Source organism: Nonomuraea aridisoli (assembly GCF_003236395.1).
Lineage (GTDB): Bacteria > Actinomycetota > Actinomycetes > Streptosporangiales > Streptosporangiaceae > Nonomuraea > Nonomuraea aridisoli.
Genome location: NZ_POUD01000061.1, coordinates 1 through 21515, shown reverse-complemented (window position 1 = coordinate 21515; position 21515 = coordinate 1). Strand labels below are relative to the sequence as shown.

The window sequence follows — 21515 nt, the reverse complement described above, 5'->3', positions numbered from 1 at the left end:
CGGTTCCCCGGCGTTGTTATGTGGTGACCGCGCCGCGTGGAGTCGTCATCCCTGCGAACCCCATGCCCTCGAACGGAACCGGATTTGTGATCTGGTGCCCGTTTGTGCGGCGCTTACGGGCCGAACACTACCAGCCCGTTGGCTCTCCGGAACCCGCTTCTGCTGTGCGAGGGTTAATACCCGCGAGATCGGTACGTAATCGCCCTGTTACCCAGAGTTCACTAAAAAGGCGGCGTCAGGTCAGAGACGTCGTTCTCCACGTCACTCAGCCACAGTCCGAACAAGACCAGACCTCTCACCCAGAAGCGGTCATTCCACCCGTTGAACCTGGTCAGAGCGTCGGGCCCGGCCGCGACCACTTCGTGCATCTCGTCGGACAGCAGACCTGGCACTTTGCTCACCACCGTCTCCAGCATCCGGTGCGAATAATTTCGGGCCGGAGCCGCCGTGGACCGCAACGGCACCCGCTGGAGGGGCTGCTTGACCACGTTGGTGGACGGCAGCGCGGCCACCCGCGGGTTGGCCGCGTAGAGCACCTCGCGGTAGAAGCGGCCCTTGTCCTTCCTGGCCACCCCGACCGACAGCGCCGCGTCGAAGAACTCGGGATGGATGAACGGCGCCGCGAACGACGCCTCAGGCCCCACCAGGTTGACCGCCGAGCGCGCGATGCCGCGCACGGTGCGGGTGTGCAGCACCGACAGCGGCAGCTCGGCCCGGTGCCCGTGGAGCATGGAGGTGGCCGCGGTGAACTGCTCGCGCACGATCTCGTCCATCCACTGCGCGGCGGCCTTCGACAGGAACGGCTGCGACGGCTGCCCGAGCGACAGGGAGTCGAGCACGGCCTGCGAGCGCTCGGCCTGCGTCCTGGCCTCCAGCGCGGCCCCGCTGACCATGAAGTTCTTCAGCAGCGGCCCGCCGGCCAGGCCGTCGACGAGGATCCGGCCCGAGCCGTGCACCTCCTTGGCGAAGGGGGCGTACCAGGCGTGGTGGGGGGTCAGGTATTCCAGCCGGCGGGCCACCTCGGCGGCGTCGGCCGGGTAGTCGGCGGCGTCCTGCGTGATCACCCGGTGGGGGATGCCCAGCTCCCTGGTGATCGCGCGGGCGAAGGCGATGTCGGTGTCGGTGCCGTCGTCGGGGCTGGTCGTCCACGACTCGACGTCGGCGCCCCTGGCCTTGGCCACGCTCGCCAGCAGCCGCGAGTCGTAGCCGCCGCTCACCGGGACGAGCAGCCTGCGCCCGTCGTAGTCCTCGTAGACCTTGTGCAGCAGCTCGACGATCTCGTGCGGGCTGATCCACGCCTCGTACGGCTCGGTGCGCAGCCAGCGCGGCAGCCGGCGCTCGGTGGTGAGCACGCCGTGCCGGAACACCAGCGCGCTCGCCCCCGGCAGCCGCTTGACCTCCGTGTACGGCGTCGCCTCGCCCAGCGGGAACGTCACCTGCAGGATCGAGGCCCACGCCGACCAGTCGATCTCGATCGGCACGAGGGTCAGCAGCGGCTGGATGAGCGAGGAGAAGTAGACCGCGTCGCCCTGGCGGACGTAGTAGACGTCGACCAGGCCCAGCCCGCCGGTGTGCAACGTCACCCGGTCGGCGTCGCCGATCAGCCCCGGCGTCTCGTACGTCTCCGCGACCGTGATCCAGTCGTCGGCGGTCTTCGGCCTGCGCTCGCCCCACGCGAACGCGTACGAGTCGCCGTCGCGGTGGTAGGGCGGCAGCGGCGCCGAGCTGAACAGCGCCGCCTCCTCGGTCTGCAGCGCGGGGCGCACCCGGGGGCCCGCGGCGGTCAGTTTGCCGATAAGGGCGGGGTCGATCCGGCCGAGAGCGCCGCATACGTAGGGTCGCACGTTGAACTGCACCGGATCTCATCCCTTCGAGACGCTTCCCGCAAAAGAGTATCCTTTGCCGGGCTGAGAGAGCGGAGGTCCCGGTGAGCACGGAGCTGGAGAGCACGCGGCGGGCGCTGCGAGACGCGGTCGCCCAGGCCGAGCGCGCGGCCGAGCTGGCGAGGCTGCTGGACGCCGCCCAGGCCAAACTGGCGGGCGCCGAGCAGGCCGCGGAGGAGGCGAGGGTGCTGGCCGAGCGGCTGAGCGAGACCGAGGCGCGCCTGGCCGCCGAGCAGGCCGCCGCCGAGCGGCTCAGGAAGGAGCTGGCCGAGCAGCGCTTCCAGGCCGAGGTCGCCAACTGGAAGCTCTCCTCCATCAAGGTCGCCCGCTGGAACCGCCTCGGCGACGCCATCAAGAGCGGCAAGAACAACCCGGTCCGCCTGGCCAAGGGCCTCAAGGGCGCCGCCAAGCCGGTCAAGCGGCCCACCGCGCCCAAGCGCAGGCCGGTGGCCGTCGCAGCCAAGCCCAAGGACGAGCGCCCGGGCGCCGCCTACCAGGCCACCGCCACGACCAGGACGGTCAACGGGGCCTCGTTCAAGCTCAAGCCGTTCCGGGTGCCGACCGGCCCCAACACGCGGCCCCACCTGACGGCCGCGGTGGTCGCCGACCCGCACGCCGAGGCGCTGCTGCGTTACGAGTGGCGGCAGACCACCGGGTTCACCCCGCGCGACTTCGCCCGGATACTCCCGCTGGAGGTGCCCCACCTGCTGGTCGTCGAGTCGGTCACGCAGGGCCCGTGGGCCGAGGAGATCACCGGCGAGCCGGGCGAGGGCCTCAAGGGCTTGCTGGCCTGGTGCGCCGAGCGTGGCATCCGCACGGTCTTCTGGCACACCAAGGGCGACGTCTCCGCCTACGCCCGGGCGGCCGAGCTGTTCGAGCACCGGTTCACCGCCGACCTGTCGGTGGCCTGGCCGCGTCTGTCGTTCGGCGTGCAGCCGCGGGTGCACAACCCGCTGCCGCTGGCCGGGGGGCGCATCGACCGGGTGCTCACGCTCGACCAACTGCTGCCCGGCCACCTGGCCTACCCCGACGTGCTGACCTCCTACCGCTGGCCGGCCGCGGCCGACTGCCCGCCGGGCACGCCGCAGTGGCGGCTGGCAGAGATCGCCGCCTGCGGCACGCCCATCGGCACGGAGGCCGACTCACGGCGGGCGCACGTGGCGCTGCGGCGGGCGTACCAGATGGGGACGATGAGCGAGCGCGTCGACGAGATGCTCGACGCGATCGGGCTGCCCAGCGCCCGGGCCACGCTGACCACCTCGGTACTGCTGCCGATCCTCGACCCGTACCTGATGGAGCACGCGCTCGCCCAGGTCGCCAAGCAGTCGGGCGTCGACCAGGTGATCGTCATCGGGCCGCCGGAGGCCGAGCTGCGCGCCCGCGACGTGCTGCCCGACGTCGAGGTCGTGTACCGCCGGCCGCAGCCGGCGATGACCGAGGGCGCGATGCTCAACGCCGGGCTCGACCTGTGCGAGTCCGACCTGGTGGCGGTCATGGACCCGCGCGACGTCTACGGCTCCCACTACCTGACCGACCTCAAGCGGGCGTTCCTGTTCACGACGGCCGACATCGTCGGCAAGGCCGCGTACTACGCCCACCTGCGCAAGCCGCAGGCCACGCTGCTCAAGCAGCCCGACGCCGAGTACGCGTACGTGCCCGAGATCGCCGGCGCCACCCTGCTGGCCCGCCGCAACACCCTGCGCGAGCTGCGCTTCGCCGACCTCACCGACGGCTGGGACGAGGTGCTCATGCGGCAGTGCCGTACCGACGGGATCAAGGTCTTCTCCGCCGACCGGTTCGGCTACGTCCGCGTCCGCGACGAGGACCGCTGGCTGCTCGGCGCCGCCCAGCTGGTCGAATACGGCTCCGCCGAGCCCCACGCGCTGATCTGACCCGTCGTGCTGGCCGGGATCCTGGGGGAGCCCCCCGTGCCGGAGGGCACATGGGAGCGGGAGGCCGTGTACGTCTCCGCGGCGGCGCTGCGGCGGGGCGTGCCGGCCGAGGAACTCGCCGCCCGGGTGCGGGAGCTGGACGGCGTGGCCTCGGTCGAGGTGCGGCCGAACGGCTTCCTGCGCATCGCCGTCACCGTCCCGGGGGAGCTGGTGGAGTCGGTCGGGCCGCTGGACGTGCCCGAGCCCGGCTGGCCGGACTTCCCGCGCACGTGGGACAACCCCGGGTTCGTGGTCCGGTACGCGCACGCGCGGGCCTGCGCCGTGCGGCGGTGGGCGCGGGACCTCGGGGTGCCCGAGCGCGGGTTCCGCCCCGAGCTGCTGGACGACCCCCCGCACCGGGCGGTGCTGCGCGTGCTGGCCGAGCTGCCGGGCCGCCGGCGGAGCCGGGACCCCGGCTGGGAGAGCTATCTGCTGCGGCTGGCGCTGGCCTACCACGACGCCTGCGAACGCGTGCCGGCCGTCCCGGTCGGGGACGAGGAGCCCGGCCCGGTGCACACGGCCCGGGTACGCCTGGCACAGGCGGTGGCGACGGTACTCCCGGGACCGGAGCGACTGTAATAAAGCACAAATTATCCGGCCAAACGGCGATAAATCGTAAAAATATCCCCTGGTGGCCTTGATCGCGTCTCGATACGTGGGCAGTGGGTCATGGCGCACTTGCGCTTCCGATAGCCTCGATCGGGTGAGTCGATACGTCCATCCCGCCGGGGACAGGCACGCCGAGATGCTTCCCCAGGAGCGCCCCCCGCAGGCGCCCGCCGACCTCAACCGGATCAACCCCGCGATCTGGCCCCGAACGTCGGCCAGGGCCGACGGCGCCCTCACGGTCGGCGGCGTGGACGTCCGCGACCTCGCCCGCGAGCACGGCACCCCTCTCTACGTCCTCGACGAGGACGACGTGCGCTCGCGCATGCGCGACTACGCCACCGCGTTCGCCGACTCCGAGGTCCACTACGCCGGCAAGGCGTTCCTGTGCAAGGAGATGGTGCGCTGGCTCGAGGCCGAGGGCCTCGGCCTCGACGTGGCCAGCGGCGGCGAGCTGGCGGTCGCGCTGAGCGTCGGGTTCCCGCCCGGCCGCATCACCATGCACGGCAACAACAAGTCCGCCGCCGAGCTCACCAGGGCGCTGGAGGCCGGCGTCGGCCACATCGTGGTCGACTCCTACGACGAGATCGCCCGCCTCGGCCACCTCGCCGACCAGCTCGGCCAGCGGCCCAAGGTGATGATCCGGGTGACCACCGGCGTCGAGGCCCACACCCACGAGTTCATCGCCACGGCCCACGACGACCAGAAGTTCGGCCTGTCGCTCAACACCGGCGCCGCCGCCGAGGCCGTCCGCCGCATCCTGGCGCTGCCGCAGCTGGAGCTCGTCGGGCTCCACTCCCACATCGGCTCCCAGATCGTCGACACGGCCGGGTTCGAGGTGGCCGCCCGGCGCCTGGCCACGCTGCTCGTGGAGATCAAGGAAGAACACGGCGTCGTCCTGCCCGAGCTCGACCTCGGCGGCGGCTACGGCATCGCCTACGTCGAGGGCGACGAGGCCCCCGACATCAAAGAGCTGGCCGACGGCCTGCGCGAGATCGTCACCAAGGTCTGCGTCGAGGCCGGGCTGCCGGTGCCCCGCCTGACCGTCGAGCCCGGCCGCACGATCGTCGGCCCCGGCGGCATCACCCTCTACGAGGTCGGCACGGTCAAGGACGTCGAGGGCCTGCGCGCCTACGTCAGCGTCGACGGCGGCATGAGCGACAACGTCCGCACCGCCCTCTACGGCGCCGAGTACACCGCCGTGCTGGCCAGCCGCGAGAGCGAGGCCGGGCCCATGCTCAGCCGCCTGGTCGGCAAGCACTGCGAGAGCGGCGACATCATCGTGCGCGACGTCCACCTGCCCGCCGACCTCGTCCCCGGAGACCTGATCGCGGTGGCCGCGACCGGCGCCTACTGCCGCTCGCTCGCCAGCAACTACAACTACCTGCCCAAGCCCGCCGTGGTCGCCGTCTCGGGCGGCGTATCCCGGGTGATCGTACAGGGCGAGACCGAGGACGACCTGTTGAGGGGGCAGCTGTGAAACCGCTGAGAGTGGCGCTGCTGGGCTGCGGCGTGGTCGGCTCGCAGGTCATCCGGCTCATGCACGAGCAGTCCGCCGACCTGGCCGCCCGCGTCGGGGCCCCGCTGGAGCTGGCCGGGGTGGCCGTGCGCCGGCTGGGCCGCAAGCGCGACGTCGAGGTCGACCCGGCGCTGTTCACCACCGACGCCGAGTCGCTGGTCACCCGTGACGACGTCGACATCGTGATCGAGGTCATCGGCGGCATCGAGCCGGCCCGCTCGCTGATCGTCTCCGCCCTGAAACGCGGCAAGTCCGTGGTCACCGCCAACAAGGCGCTGCTGGCCGAGGACGGCGCGACGCTGCACGAAGCCGCCAGGGCGGGCAACGGCGACCTCTACTTCGAGGCCAGCGTGGCGGGCGCGATCCCGCTGCTGCGGCCCCTGCGCGAGTCGCTGGCCGGCGACCGCGTCACCCGGGTGCTCGGCATCGTCAACGGCACCACCAACTACATCCTCGACAAGATGGACTCCACGGGCGCGTCCTTCCTCGACGCCCTGGAGGAGGCCCAGACGCTGGGCTACGCCGAGGCCGACCCGACGGCCGACGTCGAGGGCTTCGACGCCGCCGCCAAGGCCGCCATCCTGGCGGGGCTGGCCTTCCACAGCCGCGTGACGGCCGAGCAGGTGCACCGCGAGGGCATCACCGACATCACCGCCACCGACGTGGCCTCCGCCAAGGCCATGGGCTACGTCATCAAGCTGCTGGCCATCTGCGCCCGCTCCGACGACGGCCGCACCTTCGGCGTGCGGGTGCACCCGGCGATGATCCCGCGCAGCCATCCGCTGGCGGGGGTGCGCGAGGCGTACAACGCGGTGTTCGTGGAGGCCGAGTCGGCCGGGCAGCTGATGTTCTACGGCAAGGGCGCGGGCGGGGCGCCGACGGCCTCGGCCGTGCTGGGCGACCTGGTGGCCGTGGGCCGCAACCGCCTGGCCGGCACCCGCGGCCCGGAGGAGTCGACCTACGCCCACCTGGCCGTCCACCCGATGGGCGAGACCGTCACGCGCTGCCACGTGGCCCTCGACGTGGCCGACAAGCCGGGCGTGCTGGCCCGGGTGGCCGAGTTGTTCGCCAAGCACGACGTGTCGATCCAGACCGTGCGCCAGGAGGGTCACGGCGACGACGCCCAGCTCGTCATCGTCACCCACCGCGCCACCGACGCCGCCCTGACGGCCACCATGGAGGGCCTGCGCGAGCTCGACATCGTCCGCGCCGTGGCCAGCGTCATGCGCGTCGAGGGCGACGACTAGCGGCGGCTCAGGCGTCAGGGCAGGCAGCCGTCGCCGCGGCCGCCCGCCGCACTTCGCCGCCCCCAAAATCATCCGTTACGGCGCCGCCGTGGCCGGCCACCCGCCGCACTTCGGCCGAAGGCCCTCGAGGGAAACGGCCGCTGACCCTTCACCGCTCGCCCGCCGCTACGCGAGCCCCCGTTGCGCGTCTCCGTGGTCAACGGATCGACCACGGAGACGGCCGGCGGAGCGCTCCGTAACGGCGGTGCGCCACTGAACGGTCAGCGGGCGTTTCCCTGGACGGGCGCCCGCCCGCGACGGTGGGTGGCGGGCCACGGCAGCGCGTAACAGAAGGAAGGAGAGCACCGCTTACGGCGGGGAAGTTCGCACAAGGGGAGAAACGGGAGGCGTAAGGTAGGCGCCGGTTCAATCCCAGCGGTCGAGGAGCGGTCAGTTGTCCGACACCCCTTGTGGCTTCGTGCGTACGCCGGAGGCGGGGACGGCCCGTCTGCGCTGGGCCGGCAGCGGCTGGGTGGTCGACGGGCGGACGCCTGTCGTGCCGGAGCTGCGTGTGCTGCGTGCCCTGGAGGTCGAGTGGCCGGAGCGTGAGGCGCCGTTGGACGGGCTGATGCGGCTGGCCGGCGCCGGCATCCCGTTGACCGCCGAGCGTGCCGAGCCCTGGGTGCCCGCCGCACTGGCGGAGCTGCTCACCGATCGCGACTGGCTGGAGCACGCCCCCGGGGGGTTGCGTTCCGTGGCGGACCTGCGGCGCGAGGAGCACAGCGTGCGCCTGCGCCGCCTGGCCCACCCCGTGCGGCCGCCGAAGGTCAGCATCGTCATGTCCACCCGCCGCCCGGCCCTGGTCGCCTCCGCCCTGGCCCAGATGGAACGCCAGCGCGACGTCGAGGCCGAGGTGCTGCTGAGCCTGCACGGGGTGCCGTTCGAGCGCGTACGCGAGGCCGTCGAGTCCTGCACGCTGCCCGTGCGGTGGGTCGAGGCCGAGCAGTCGGTGCCGTTCGGCGAGGTGCTCAACCGCGCCGCCGCCCTGGCCGAGGGCGACCACCTCGCCAAGTGGGACGACGACGACTGGTACGGCCCCCGCCACCTGGCCGACCTGTTCATGGCCCTGTCGTACGCCGAGGCCGACGTGGTGGGCACGACGGCCGAGTTCTTCTACCTGGAGCCGCTGCGCACGACGATCCGGCGCACGACGTTCGCCACCGGCGCGACCTACCCGAGCGAGGTGTACGCCGACCACGTGGCGGGCGGCACGATCATGGTGCCTCGCAAGAAGTTCCACGACATCGGCGGATTTCCCGCCCTTCCGCGGGCCGTCGACCGCGAATTCCTGAAAGCCGCCCACGAGGCCGGCACGCGCATCTACCGCACCCACGGGCTCGGGTACGTCCTGCGCCGCGGCCTCGGCGGCGAGCACACCTGGCAGTTGCCGCTCGCCCACTTCCTCAAGGTGGCCGTCAACCAGTGGCACGGGTTCCGCCCGAGCCTGCTCATGGAAGCCGGCTGAGCGTCAGTTGGGGCGCAGCGCCGACCTCAGCCGCCGCAGCAACGTCTTCTCCGCCGCCTCGACCGCCACCTGTGCGGGGGGCGGGATGGTGACCGGTGCCGGCTGGGCCGGGGCGGGCCAGTACCGGCCGGGCGGCTCGTGGCGCACCCCGTGGGTGGTGTCGATGACCGCGTCCAGGTCGTCGCCGGGCCCGGTGAGCAGGGCGGCGCGGCCGAGCGCCGAGGTCCGTTCGAGCCGGGCCGTACGCCCGTCCTCCAGGTCGACGACCAGCACGCCCGCGAGGTCCTTCTGCACCGACTCGATCATCCGCTCCAGCGTCGCCCGGTGCAGCGGCACGTCCACCGGCCCCCGGTAGCGGAACGGGATCGGCGCGGGCGTCGGCGCGGCCTCGTCGATCAGCCGCACCCGTTCGTCGTGGCAGAACAGGTCGCGCATCAGCCGCAGCTCGAAGTACGGGTCGGACAGGCTGAAACGCTGTGAATCGTCCAGCCGGGACCACGGTGCGACCAGCGTCACGACGATGTCCTGCAGCTTGCCGTCGAGCGCCGCCGACACCGCCTCGCGCACCACCTGCTCGGGGGCGTCGGCGACGTCGAGCACGACCTCCACGTACGGCACCAGCCACCGCCGGCCCCGGTCCTTGCGCAGGTCTCGCCGCATCGGGATGCGATGCGCGAGGTACGAGTGCACCGCCCGCACCGCCCGCTCCCGGTCGCGGTGCTGTGCCGGCAACCCGAGGTGAACCGCCTGTGCGGCCATGTCGGGCACGAACACCACGCCGTGCATGGCCAGCCGGTAGGCGAACTCGGTGTCGCCGCCCCTCGCCACCGTCGGGTCGAGCCCGCCCACGGCGTGGAAGACCTCTCTCGGGAGGGCGACGGTCGGCCCCGTGCACACGTGGTACGGATTGCGGCTCTTGCGCAGCCCGTCGGTCTTCTCGATCGTCGCCTCGGTGGAGCTCGGCTTGGCCGCGTCCAGGTCGAACAGCTCTCCCAGGTGCCCCGCCCGGTAGATCTGCTCGGGCGTGAGCGGCCGATCCTCCACGAACCTCTTCATCCCGATCGTGACGAGATAGTCCGTCACGTGGTGCCAGCGGGCCATCGCCTCGATGTGCTCGCGGCAGGCCACCATGTCGGAGTCGAGCCGCTGGATGATCTCGCCCTCGGCGGCCTTCGCGCCGGTGTTGACGGCGTTGGAGATGCCCCAGCCGTCCTCGACGCGTACGAGCCGGGTGTTGACCGGGCGGATCTCGGGGAGCCGCAGGGGCGGCCGGCTGCCGTCGTCGACGACGAGGACCTCCATGAGATGGTCCGGGTACGTCTGCGCCGCCAGCGCGGCGAGCGTCAGGTCGAGCTTGTCCTGCCCGCCGTGCGCCGGTACCACCACGCTGACGGAAAGGGCGGGTGACCAGGCGCCGAGCTGCGGCGCGGCCACCGGTGAATAGTCGTTCTGCCTCAGAGCAGGACGCGCGTCCATGGTCGTGACCCCCTGCCGGGACCTTATCGGGAGATGCTGAGAATTTCCTGAATAGTGACTCTGTCGCATGGACGTTCCGACCCGTGGACGCGGATCCCTGGCAGCGTCCCGCACCCCGTAGACTCAATGGCCAGCACCGCAGGTAGGGAGTCATCATGAGCAGGTCGTGGCGTGGCCTCATCGAGGAATACCGCGAGCGTCTTCCGGTGACCGCGAAAACGCCCGTCGTCACGCTGCTCGAAGGCGGCACCCCGCTGGTGCCCGCCCACCGCGTCTCGGCCCTCACCGGCTGCGACGTCTACCTGAAGGTGGAGGGCGCCAACCCGACGGGCAGCTTCAAGGACCGCGGCATGACCATGGCCATCAGCAAGGCGGTCGAAGAGGGCGCCAAGGCGGTCATCTGCGCCTCCACCGGCAACACCTCGGCCTCGGCCGCCGCCTACGCCGTGCGCGCGGGGCTGACCTGCGCCGTGCTGGTGCCGCGGGGGAAGATCGCGATGGGCAAGCTGGCCCAGGCGCTCGTCCACGGGGCCACGCTGCTGCAGGTCGAGGGGTCGTTCGACGACTGCCTGGAGATGACCCGCAAGTTGTCGTCCAGCTACCCGATCGCGCTGGTCAACTCCGTCAACCCGTTCCGGCTGCAGGGGCAGAAGACCGCGGCGTTCGAGATCGTCGACACGCTCGGCGACGCCCCCGACATCCACTGCATCCCGGTGGGCAACGCCGGCAACATCTCGGCCTACTGGATGGGCTACCAGGAATACTTCGACGACGGCATCGCGACGAAGCGGCCGCGCATGTTCGGCTTCCAGGCCAGCGGCGCGGCGCCGATCGTGCAGGGCGCGCCCGTGGCCCATCCCCACACCATCGCCACCGCCATCCGCATCGGCAACCCGGCCTCCTGGTCGCTGGCCACCGCCGCCCGCGACGAGTCGGGCGGGGCCATCCAGGCGGTGACCGACCGGCAGATCGCGGCGGCGTACAAACTGCTGGCGCAGGAAGAGGGCGTGTTCGTCGAGCTCGCGTCGGCGGCCAGCGTCGCCGGCCTGCTGCAGGCCCACGCGCAGGGCATGGTCGCGCCGGGGCAGCGCATCGTCTGCACGGTCACCGGCAACGGCCTGAAAGACCCCGACTGGGCCATCTCGGGCGCGCCGGCGCCGGTCGTCATCCCCATCGACGTCCACGCCGCCGCGGCGGCGCTCGACCTCGCCTGACCCGGCACGACGCCCTGCGGGGCATGAGGAGTGATGACGCGAACGTGAGGACCGTGGTTATCCGCGTGCCCGCCACGTCGGCGAACCTGGGGCCGGGCTTCGACGCCCTCGGCCTCGCGCTGAGCCTGAACGACGAGGTCGAGGCCACGCTCACCGACGCGCCGGGCGTGCACGTCACCGTCGAGGGCGAGGGCGCGGGCGAGGTCGACACCGGCGAGGGCCACCTGGTGGTCAAGGCCATGCGGCGGGCGTTCGGGCTCATGGGGGTGCCGCAGCCGGAGGGCATCCGCCTCCGCTGCCGCAACCGCATCCCGCACGCGCGCGGCCTCGGATCGTCCTCGGCGGCGGTGTGCGCGGGCATTCTCGCCGCCCGCGCTTTGGCTGATAGCGAAATGAGCGACGACGCCGTTTTCGCGTTGGCCACCGAAATGGAGGGCCATCCCGACAATGTGGCCCCCTGCCTGGCCGGTGGGCTCACCATCGCGTGGTCCGACCACTCCGGCGCGCCCCGTAAGCTGAAAGTAACCCCTGACCAGCGGATCCGCCCGGTCGTCGCCATCCCGGCGGCGCGCCTGTCCACGGAGGCCGCAAGGGGGTTGCTGCCGAAGGACGTGCCCCACAAGGACGCCTCCTTCAACGCCGGCCGGGCCGCGCTGCTGATCGCCGCGTTGACCCTGCGGCCCGAGCGAGAGCTGCTGCTTGCCGCCACAGAAGACCGTCTCCACCAGCGTTACCGCGCGCCTGTGATGCGGGAGAGCGTGGATCTGGTAGAACGTCTCCGTGCAGTGGGCGTGCCCGCGGTCGTTTCGGGAGCGGGTCCCACGGTTCTTGCGTTTTCGACCTCGGATACGCAGGATTTGATCGCGCCAGAAGTGGGTAATGACTGGCACATCCAGCAAATGGACGTCGACCCGGTTGGTGCGAACGTTCAGTTCCCCGAGACACGCTGATACCTCTTTAGACCTTCAGGGAATAGCCGTGTGCGCTGGTGATGTTAGGCTGATAGCCGCACCAGATGCCCCCTTGGTGGGTGCGTGCTTGTCAGCCAAACATCGCTGCATCATGCTTCACGTCGCGAGGCGTGAGCAGCGCGGCTGTCTCCCCGGAATCCGTCGCCTCCGGTTGGCCCACACCCGGTTGGCTCGACGCGAGGTGGCGACGACGGGGACGTGCGCGTTCGAATCATCTCGACGTCTGGTTGGCGACAGCAATCTGGGGGGTGTCAGTCACGCGCCAAGCGCCATCGGCGGCGTGGACGAACCCCTCCCCAAGAGTGGCGGCCGTCTCCAGCGACAGCCGAAGATCGCAAAGTGCACCCCGACCCGGTCTGTCCCGCCGGATCGCAAGCACCTCCGGGACGCCCGGCAGAACAAAACCGGCGCCCGACCCCTGGGAAGGACCTTTTAGTTGAGCGACACCACCGAACTCCTCTCCGACGCATCAGGCGCTGAGCCGGCGTCCGGCGACACCCCCACCCGCGCTGCGGCCAAGCCGCGTGCGCGTCGCTCCGGCACCGGCCTGTCCGCCAAGGTGCTGCCCGAGCTGCAGAAGATCGCGGCTGAGCTGGGCATCAGCGGGACCGGGCGCATGCGGAAGAGCCAGCTCATCGCGGCCATCCAGGAGAAGCAGGGTGGCGGTTCCGGAGACGCAGCGGCAGCGGCCGCTCCCGCGGCTGAGGCGCCCGCGCCTGTCGCGACGGAGACGGCGCCCGCGGCCGAGCGGCCCACCCGCACACGCAGGGAACGTTCCCGCACCAAGGCGGCCGAGGAGCCCGCTGCGCAGGCCGCGGCGGTCCAGGCCGCCGAGCCCGCGGTGAGCGCGCCCGAGCCGGTCGCCGCCCCGGCGGAGCCCGTCGTGGAGCAGCAGAGCCAGCACAACGACCAGAGCGAGTCCCGCGCCGAGCGGGGCGAGAGCCGGCGTGAGCGCCGCAGCCGCGGCGAGCGCCGCGAGCGGGGCGAGCGCGGCGACCGTTCCGGCGACCGCGGTGAGCGGGGCGACCGTTCCAGCGATCGTTCCGGCGACCGTTCCAGTGATCGGGGCGAGCGTGACGGCGGCCGAGGCGAGCAGCGCGACCGCGCCGCCGCCGACTCCGGCAGCCGTGACCAGCGCGGCGACCAGCGGGGTGACCAGCGCGGGGGCGACGACGACGAGCGCGGCGGACGCAGCCGCAGGGGCCGCTTCAGGGAGCGCAACCGCGGCCGCGGCCGTGACCGCTTCGACAGCGGCGAGCCCGTCATCGGCGACGACGACGTGCTCATCCCGATCGCCGGCATCCTCGACATCCTCGACAACTACGCCTTCGTGCGCACGAGCGGCTACCTGCCGGGCAGCAACGACGTCTACGTCTCGCTCGCCCAGATCCGCCGCAACGGCCTGCGCAAGGGCGACGTCATCACCGGCGCCGTCCGCCAGCCGCGCGAAGGCGAGCGGCGCGAGAAGTTCAACGCCCTGGTCCGCCTCGACACCGTCAACGGCATGGACCCGGAGCAGGCCCGCAACCGGCCCGACTTCAACAAGCTGACGCCGCTCTACCCGCAGGAGCGCCTGCGCCTCGAGACCGAGCCGAACATCCTCACCACGCGGATCATCGACCTCGTCTCGCCGATCGGCAAGGGCCAGCGCGGCCTCATCGTCTCGCCGCCCAAGGCCGGTAAGACGATGGTGCTGCAGGCGATCGCCAACGCGATCACCCGCAACAACCCCGAGTGCCACCTCATGGTCGTGCTCGTGGACGAGCGTCCTGAAGAGGTCACCGACATGCAGCGGTCGGTCAAGGGCGAGGTCATCCACTCGACCTTCGACCGTCCGGCCGAAGACCACACCACGGTCGCCGAGCTCGCCATCGAGCGGGCCAAGCGCCTGGTGGAGCTGGGCCACGACGTCGTCGTGCTGCTCGACTCGATCACCCGGCTCGGCCGCGCCTACAACCTGGCGGCCCCGGCCTCCGGGCGCATCCTGTCGGGTGGTGTCGACTCCACGGCGCTCTACCCGCCCAAGCGTTTCTTCGGCGCCGCCCGCAACATCGAGAACGGCGGCTCGCTGACGATCCTCGCCACGGCCCTGGTCGAGACCGGGTCCAAGATGGACGAGGTCATCTTCGAGGAGTTCAAGGGCACCGGCAACATGGAGCTCAAGCTCAACCGCTCCCTGGCCGACAAGCGCATCTTCCCCGCGGTCGACGTCGACGCGTCCGGCACGCGTAAGGAAGAGATCCTCATGGCCAAGGAAGAGCTCCAGATCGTCTGGAAGCTGCGCCGGGTGCTGCACGCGCTCGACATGCAGCAGGCTCTGGAGCTGCTGCTCGACCGGATGAAGGAAACCAAGTCCAACGCCGAGTTCCTGCTGCAGGTCCAGAAGACCACGGTCAACAACGACCGCGACTGACGGTTCCGCGCGTACAAGGGGCGTCGGGGGTTTCCCCGGCGCCCCTTTCGCGTTCCCGGGGCGGGGGTTATCCCCACCTCCGGACTGGCGTCCGCCGTATTCACCCCGGCCGCGCAGGCGTGCAGGCTGGGGGGCATGCGATCGGTCGCGTTGAAGAACCGTGTCCCGTACGGGCCGCAGGGGCCCGTGGGCGTGCTGGTGGACCCGATGACGTGGCGGGCGGCGCCGTACCTGGTGGTCAGCGGGGTGTTCGGGCTCGCGTGGTTCGTGGTGCTGGGTGTGGTGGTGCCGGCCTCGATCTCGTTGAGCGTGGTCTGGGTGGGCGTTCCGCTGATGATGGCGGCCATGCTGATGTGGCGGGGCGGGGCCAAGCTGGAGCGGCGCCTGCTGCGCGCCGCCCTGGGCCTCCGGATCGCCGACCCGTACCGGGAGCGGCCCGGACGCGGGCTCGGCGCGCACCTGCGCTGGTTGCTCACCGACTCCGCCACCTGGCAGGACCTCGGTTACCTGCTGATGTTGTTCCCGCTCGGCGCGGTCGAGGCGGCCCTGTCCGTGGCGCTGTGGACGACGACGGCGCTGCTGATCGTCCAGCCCGTCCTGTTCTCCCTGTACGTCGGCGCGGGCGTGCAGACGGTGTTCACGATCGACAACGGGCCCGGGACCTTGGCGGCGACGCTCGGGGGCATGCTGCTGCTGGTGTTGTCGGCGTACGCGGTGCGCGGCATGGGATGGCTGCACGGCACGCTGGCCACCGTGCTGCTCGGTGGCAACCAGGAGGAACGCCTGCGCGCCAGCAGGGCGCGCGGCATCGACGCCGCCGAGGCCGAGCGGCGCAGGATCGAGCGCGACCTGCACGACGGCGCCCAGCAGCGGCTGCTGTCGGTGGCGGTGGACCTCGGGCGGGCGCAGGCCAAGTTCGACAGCGACCCCGGTGAGGCCAGGGCGCTCATCGCCCAGGCCCACGCCGGCACGAAGGCCGCCATCGTCGAGCTGCGCGACCTCGCCAGGGGCATCCACCCGGCCATCCTGAGCGACCGCGGGCTCGACGCCGCGTTGTCCGGGCTGGCCGCTCGGGCGCCGATCCGGGTGGACGTCTCCGTCGAGGTCGACGAACGCCCGCCGGCCGCGGTGGAGAGCATCGCGTACTTCGTCGTGGCCGAGACGCTGGCCAACATGGCCAAACACTCCGGCGCCACCGAGGCGTCGGTCTCAGTGGTCAGGGACCACCGCGGCGTCGTCGTCGACGTGTGGGACAACGGCGTCGGCGGCGCCCGTCTCGTGCCCGGCGGCGGGCTCGCCGGGCTGGCCGACCGGGCGGCCACCATCGACGGCGTGCTCGTGCTGCACAGCCCCGTGGGCGGCCCCACGCTCGTCCGCGCGGAGCTGCCCTGCGCGTGGTAGGCATGGGCCATGCGCGTGGTCATCGCCGAGGACTCCGTCTTGTTGCGCGAAGGGCTCGCGCGCCTGCTCGCCGACGGCGGCATCGAGACCGTCGCCGCCGTCTCCGACGGGCCCGCGCTGGTGGCCGCCGTGCAGGAGCACGACCCCGACCTGGCGATCGTCGACGTACGCATGCCGCCCGCCCACACCGACGAGGGCCTGCGCGCGGCGCTGCAGGTGCGCGCGGCCCGGCCCGGCTTCCCCATCCTGGTCCTGTCGCAGTACGTCGAGGAGCGCTACGCCGGCGAGCTCATCGGCAGGGCCGTCGGCTACCTGCTGAAGGAACGGGTGGCCGACGTGGCCGAGTTCCTGGCGGCGGTGCGCCAGGTCGCGGCGGGCGGCACGGTCATCGACCCCGAGGTGGTCGTGCAACTGCTCAGCCGCCAGCGCCGCGGCGCGCCGCTCGACTCCCTGTCGCCGCGCGAGCGCCAGGTGCTGGCGCTGATGGCCGAGGGCAGGTCCAACACCGCCATCGCCGCCCGTCTGGTCGTCACCGAGGGCGCGGTGGAGAAACACGTCTCCGGCATCTTCGCCAAGCTGTCGCTGGGCCCGGCGCCCGAGGACCACCGGCGGGTGCTGGCGGTGCTGACGTACCTCGGCCGGTGACCCGGGGGAATGCCGGATGGCCTGGGATGGTTGCACGATCTGGCACACTGGTAGCTGACCGATTTCGCGGTTCCGGTTCACGCATGCCACAAGCGACCCGGCGGCCGCGCCCCGAAAGGACAGCCATGAAGCGCGACATTCACCCTGACTACCACGTGACGCAGGTGTCCTGCTCCTGCGGTAACACGTTCACCACCCGCAGCACCGCGAAGAACGGCGTGATCCACGCCGACGTGTGCTCCGCCTGCCACCCGTTCTACACGGGCAAGCAGAAGATCCTCGACACGGGCGGCCGGGTGGCACGCTTCGAGAAGCGCTTCGGCAAGAAGGCCGCGGGCAAGTAGCTTCACCGACGCCGGCCCGGACGCACCCCGGTGCGCCGGGTCGGCGTTGTTGGTGATAAGGCCCTACCCACGGAAAAGGACACACGGTGAATCTCGACGAGTTGCTCAAGGAGTATTCCGAGCTGGAGTCGCAGCTCGCCGACCCCGCCGTGCACGCCGACCAGAACAAGGCCCGCACCCTCGGCCGGCGCTACTCCCAGCTCACGCCCATCGTCACGACGTACCGCGAGCTCGAGTCGGTCCGCGACGACCTGACGGCGGCCAAGGAGCTGGCCGGTGAGGACGACACGTTCGCCGCCGAGGCGGACGAGCTCGAAGCGCGCGTCCCGCAGCTCGAGGACAGGCTGCGCCACCTGCTCATCCCGCGCGATCCCAACGATGACAAGGACATCATCATGGAGATCAAGGCGGGCGAGGGCGGCGAGGAGTCCGCGCTGTTCGCGGGCGACCTGCTGCGGATGTATCTCCGCTACGCCGAGCGGCTCGGCTGGAAGACCGAGATCATCGACAGCCAGCCCTCCGACCTGGGCGGATACAAGGACGTCACCGTCGGCATCCGCGCCAAGGGCGACGAGGGCGTGTGGTCCAGGCTCAAGTACGAAGGCGGCGTCCACCGCGTGCAGCGGGTGCCCGTCACCGAGTCGCAGGGCCGCATCCACACCAGCGCCGCGGGCGTGCTCGTCTACCCGGAGGCCGAGGAGGTCGACGTCCAGATCGACCCCAACGATCTGCGCATCGACGTCTACCGCTCCAGCGGCCCCGGCGGTCAGAGCGTCAACACCACCGACTCGGCGGTCCGCATCACCCACCTGCCCACCGGCGTCGTCGTCTCGTGCCAGAACGAGAAGAGCCAGCTGCAGAACAAGGAGTCGGCCATGCGCATCCTGCGCGCCCGGCTGCTGGCCATCGCGCAGGAGGAGGCCGACGCCGCCGCCCAGGCCGAGCGCAAGTCGCAGGTGCGCACCGTCGACCGCTCCGAGCGCGTCCGCACCTACAACTTCCCGGAAAACCGCATCTCCGACCACCGCGTCGGCTTCAAGGCGTATAACCTCGACCAGGTTCTCGACGGCGACCTCAACGCCGTCACCCAGGCCCTCATCGACGCCGAAATGGCGGAGAAGCTCGCACAACACTCATGACATTTCTGCTGGACGAGATCGCTCTCGCCACCGCCCGGCTGGCCGAGGCAGGTGTCCCTTCGCCGCGCACCGACGCGGAGGAGATAGCGGCATTCGTCCACGGCGTGCGCAGGAGCGAGCTCCACACGGTGAAGGACTCCGACTTCGACGCCCTGTTCTGGGAGGGCATCGCCCGGCGTGAGGCCCGCGAGCCGCTGCAGCACATCACCGGCCACGCCTACTTCCGCTATCTGGAGCTCGCGGTCGGTCCCGGCGTATTCGTGCCGCGGCCCGAGACCGAGGTGATGGCCGGCTGGGCGATCGAGACGCTGCGCGCGATGGACGTCACCGCCCCGCTCGTCGTCGATCTCGGCACCGGCTCCGGCGCCATCGCGTTGTCCATCGCGCAGGAGGTGGCGCTGGCCGAGGTGCACGCCGTGGAGGTCGATCCGGCGGCGTACACCTGGGCCAAGCGCAACATCTCCGAGCACGGCCAGGGGCGCACCCACCTGCACCCCGAAGACCTCGCCGAGGCGTTGCCCGAGCTCAACGGCAAGGTCGACCTGGTCATCTCCAACCCTCCCTACATCCCGCCCGGCGCGATCCCGCGTGACCCCGAGGTCCGCGAGTACGACCCCAAGAGAGCGCTGTACGGCTCCGGCGACGACGGGCTCGGCGAGGTGCGCGCGGTCGAGCGCACCGCACGCCGCCTGCTGCGCCCCGGCGGCTGGGTGGCCGTCGAGCACGCCGACGAGCAGGGCAGGGCCGTCTACCTGACGTTCCCCGAGGACAACGGCTGGCGTGACGTGCGCCTGCGCCAGGACCTCACCCGAAGAGACCGGTTCGTCACCGCCCGCCTGGGCCAGGATTAGGATGCATGCGAGCGGCGCGGCCTTCTCCTGACGCTGAGGAGGAGCTGAGCGACCGATCAGGAGGAAGGAGGAGGCCTCGCGAGTGCTTCGCAGCCGAGCGGAGTGAGGCCATAAGACCGTGGCACGACGTTTTGACTGCTCCGATCCCGCACAACGCACCGTCGGCGTGATGGAGGCCGCGGCGGCCGTACGTCGGGGCGAGCTCGTGGTCCTGCCGACCGACACCGTCTACGGCATCGGCGCCGACGCCTTCACCCCCGATGCCGTCACCGCGCTGCTCGGCGCGAAGGGCAGGGGCCGCGACATGCCTCCGCCCGTGCTCGTGGGCACCGTCAGGGCCGCCACCGCGCTCGTCGACGACCTCGGGCCGTACGGGCAGGATCTCGTCGACGCGTTCTGGCCGGGGCCGCTCACGCTGGTCTGCAAGGCCAACAGGGCCCTGTCGTGGGACCTGGGCGACACCAAGGGCACGGTGGCCGTACGCATGCCGCTCCACCCCGTCGCGCTCGACCTGCTCAAGGAGACCGGGCCGATGGCCGTCTCCAGCGCCAACCGCTCCGGCGAGCCGCCGGCCACCACCGCCGAGGAGGCCGAGAAGCAGCTCGGCGACTCGGTCGAGGTCTACCTCGACGGCGGCCCGACCACGGACAAGACGCCCTCCACCATCCTCGACCTCACCACGGCCGTGCCCCGGCTGCTGCGCCGCGGGGCGATCCCGGTGGAGAAGCTGCGCGGCATCATCGGCTACGTCGCAACCGACGACTGACGTATACCGGCTCATTATTCCGGCCGCCATCGCGCTCGGGCCCTGACTACGGTGAGGCCCGGAGCGGCGATACGTCCGGGAGTGGCCCATGGGCAAGTTCGACGGCATGGATCCGCAGCTGGTCCGCGACTTGCTGGCCGAGGTGAAACACGCGGCCACGCAGATGCGTACGGTCGAGGAGCACGTGCGGGCCGCCATGAACCGGGCGGGGGTCTCGACGCAGACGACGTACCGCCCGGTGCAGATCGCCGACGACGCCGACGCGATGGTCAAGGACGTCAACGCCCGCCTCGCCGTCCTGGAGAAACGCGAAGACCGACCGAAGCCGAGCACACCACCGACCGCCGGCGACACCCCCAAGGCGGGTCCGGACGGCAAGCCGGACACCGGCACACCGGGCTCCAACGGCAAGCCTTCCCCTGAAGGGTCCACCGGCTCCGAGAACAAGCCCGACGGCGGCGGCCGGAACGGCTCGGAGGAGAAACCGGACTCCGGCCCAGCGGGTTCGAACGGCAAACCAGACGCAGACGCGGGCTCGGACCGAAAGCCCGCCCCCGAAGGGTCCACTGGTTCCGACAAGCCGGACGCCGAGGACAAGTCCGATTCCGACCGGAAGCAGGACGGCGGCGGTTCCTCCGGCTCCGAGGGCAAGCCGGACGCCAGCGACAAGACCGGTTCGGATGGGAAGCCGGAGGGTGGGTCTTCTGGGTCGGAGGGCAAGCCGGACGCCGACAGCAGGGCCGGCTCAGATGGGAAGCCGGATGTAGGCGGGACGGGATCCGATGGGAAGCCCGACGTTGAGGGGCGTGGTGACGGGGCGACCGGGTCTGACGGGAAGCCTTGTGACGATGCCGAGGACACCGGGGCGGGCAGAGGGAACGAGGCGGGGCAGGGCAGCGGGGCGGATGGTAGGACCGGCGGCGATCAGTCGACGGATCGGCCCGCTGATCAGCCCAAGGGCGATGGCGCCGGCAGTGCGCCCGATCGCGGGAGCGAGGGTGACGGCGGCAGGACCGACGCCCCCGCCGCGAACGACACCGGCGGGGTGGGCAAGCCGCAGGTCGTGGTGGTGGACGGTGTCAAGGTCATCCAGATACCGGTCGACCCGCCGACGGCCGAGCAAATTGCCGACATGCTCGAGAACACCGACGACTTCCAACCGGCCGAAATGCCGCAACTCCCCGGCGACACCGGCGTACCTCAGGGAACGGGCGGAACCGGAGAAGGCACCGGGACGGCGGGCACCGCTGGATCTCAAGGAACGGCTGGTTCCGCCGGTCCGCAGGGCGGCGGAGGCACCGCTGACGTCTACGGCACGGGTGCCGGTGGCGTCGCCGGGGCCGCCGACATGGGAGGCGCCTCGAACGTCGACGACTGGGCGAACGACGGCAACGACGTGGTCTCCGTCGAGGCCGCCCCGCCCGACCTCGACGCGATCGGAGCCATGATCGACAACCACAGGGACGTCGCGCCGCAGGAGATGCCGACCGTGGAGGTCCCGGCCGGCGAGTACGGCCAGGGCCAGTGGGCCGAACGCGACATCCGCCCGGACGGCCGACCAGGCTCGATCGACGCAGGCACCCCCGCGGGCGGATCCACCCTCCC

Annotated in this window: 16 protein-coding genes and 1 pseudogene; 15 read left to right on the top strand and 2 right to left on the bottom strand. The window is 71.5% G+C overall.

The genetic code is table 11. From position 1 onward, the window contains the following. Positions 1-221: 221 nt before the first annotated feature. Complete coding sequence (locus C1J01_RS16895) at positions 222-1844, bottom strand: asparagine synthetase B family protein (protein WP_235854484.1); 1623 nt, start codon at positions 1842-1844, stop codon at positions 222-224. An 83-nt stretch (positions 1845-1927) separates the two neighbouring features. On the opposite strand from C1J01_RS16895, the gene C1J01_RS16890 reads away from it, so the two are divergent. From C1J01_RS16890 to C1J01_RS16870, 5 genes are all read left to right on the top strand, one after another. After that, complete coding sequence (locus tag C1J01_RS16890; protein ID WP_181448793.1) at positions 1928-3775, top strand: glycosyltransferase family protein; 1848 nt, start codon at positions 1928-1930, stop codon at positions 3773-3775. 36 nt (positions 3776-3811) lie between these two features. Beyond that, positions 3812-4393, top strand: a complete 582-nt coding sequence (locus C1J01_RS16885; protein WP_235854483.1) for an anticodon-binding protein — start codon at positions 3812-3814, stop codon at positions 4391-4393. A 124-nt stretch (positions 4394-4517) separates the two neighbouring features. Beyond that, the gene (gene lysA / locus C1J01_RS16880; protein WP_111179927.1) at positions 4518-5900 is read left to right on the top strand and encodes a diaminopimelate decarboxylase; all 1383 of its coding nucleotides are present in this window, start codon (positions 4518-4520) and stop codon (positions 5898-5900) included. Continuing rightward, positions 5897-7186, top strand: coding sequence for a homoserine dehydrogenase (locus C1J01_RS16875; protein WP_268958696.1), 1290 nt, complete (start codon positions 5897-5899; stop codon positions 7184-7186). Before lysA ends, C1J01_RS16875 begins: the two co-directional genes overlap by 4 nt. Before the next feature lie 433 nt (positions 7187-7619). Further along, on the top strand, positions 7620-8690 hold the full coding sequence (locus C1J01_RS16870) for a glycosyltransferase family 2 protein (protein ID WP_111179926.1): 1071 nt from the start codon (positions 7620-7622) through the stop codon (positions 8688-8690). A gap of 3 nt (positions 8691-8693) precedes the next feature. On the opposite strand, the gene C1J01_RS16865 is transcribed toward C1J01_RS16870, so the two are convergent. After that, the gene (locus C1J01_RS16865; RefSeq protein ID WP_111179925.1) at positions 8694-10166 is read right to left on the bottom strand and encodes a glycosyltransferase family 2 protein; all 1473 of its coding nucleotides are present in this window, start codon (positions 10164-10166) and stop codon (positions 8694-8696) included. Positions 10167-10321: 155 nt separating this feature from the next. Between C1J01_RS16865 and thrC the strand changes: the two genes are divergently transcribed. From thrC to C1J01_RS16815, 10 genes and pseudogenes are all read left to right on the top strand, one after another. Next, positions 10322-11380 carry a threonine synthase gene (gene thrC / locus C1J01_RS16860; RefSeq protein WP_111179924.1) on the top strand — a complete coding sequence of 353 codons (1059 nt, stop codon included), beginning with the start codon at positions 10322-10324 and terminating at the stop codon, positions 11378-11380. Positions 11381-11403: 23 nt separating this feature from the next. Continuing rightward, complete coding sequence (gene thrB / locus C1J01_RS16855; protein ID WP_111179923.1) at positions 11404-12330, top strand: homoserine kinase; 927 nt, start codon at positions 11404-11406, stop codon at positions 12328-12330. A 457-nt stretch (positions 12331-12787) separates the two neighbouring features. Further along, positions 12788-14764 carry a transcription termination factor Rho gene (gene rho, locus C1J01_RS16850; protein ID WP_111179922.1) on the top strand — a complete coding sequence of 659 codons (1977 nt, stop codon included), beginning with the start codon at positions 12788-12790 and terminating at the stop codon, positions 14762-14764. A 135-nt stretch (positions 14765-14899) separates the two neighbouring features. Continuing rightward, a complete protein-coding gene (locus C1J01_RS16845; protein WP_220039952.1) occupies positions 14900-16165 on the top strand; it encodes a sensor histidine kinase in 1266 nt (421 codons plus the stop codon). Between the two features lie 9 nt (positions 16166-16174). Further along, entirely contained in the window at positions 16175-16810 is a 636-nt protein-coding gene (locus C1J01_RS16840; protein ID WP_111179921.1) for a response regulator, read from the top strand. Between the two features lie 125 nt (positions 16811-16935). Beyond that, the gene (rpmE, locus tag C1J01_RS16835) at positions 16936-17154 is read left to right on the top strand and encodes a 50S ribosomal protein L31 (RefSeq protein WP_111179920.1); all 219 of its coding nucleotides are present in this window, start codon (positions 16936-16938) and stop codon (positions 17152-17154) included. An 86-nt stretch (positions 17155-17240) separates the two neighbouring features. Next, positions 17241-18293 carry a peptide chain release factor 1 gene (gene prfA, locus C1J01_RS16830; RefSeq protein WP_111179919.1) on the top strand — a complete coding sequence of 351 codons (1053 nt, stop codon included), beginning with the start codon at positions 17241-17243 and terminating at the stop codon, positions 18291-18293. Next, positions 18290-19144 carry a peptide chain release factor N(5)-glutamine methyltransferase gene (prmC, locus tag C1J01_RS16825; protein WP_111179918.1) on the top strand — a complete coding sequence of 285 codons (855 nt, stop codon included), beginning with the start codon at positions 18290-18292 and terminating at the stop codon, positions 19142-19144. Before prfA ends, prmC begins: the two co-directional genes overlap by 4 nt. A gap of 118 nt (positions 19145-19262) precedes the next feature. Further along, a complete protein-coding gene (locus tag C1J01_RS16820) occupies positions 19263-19910 on the top strand; it encodes an L-threonylcarbamoyladenylate synthase (protein WP_111179917.1) in 648 nt (215 codons plus the stop codon). A gap of 88 nt (positions 19911-19998) precedes the next feature. After that, positions 19999-21515, top strand: a pseudogene (locus C1J01_RS16815) (hypothetical protein); the annotation flags it as partial.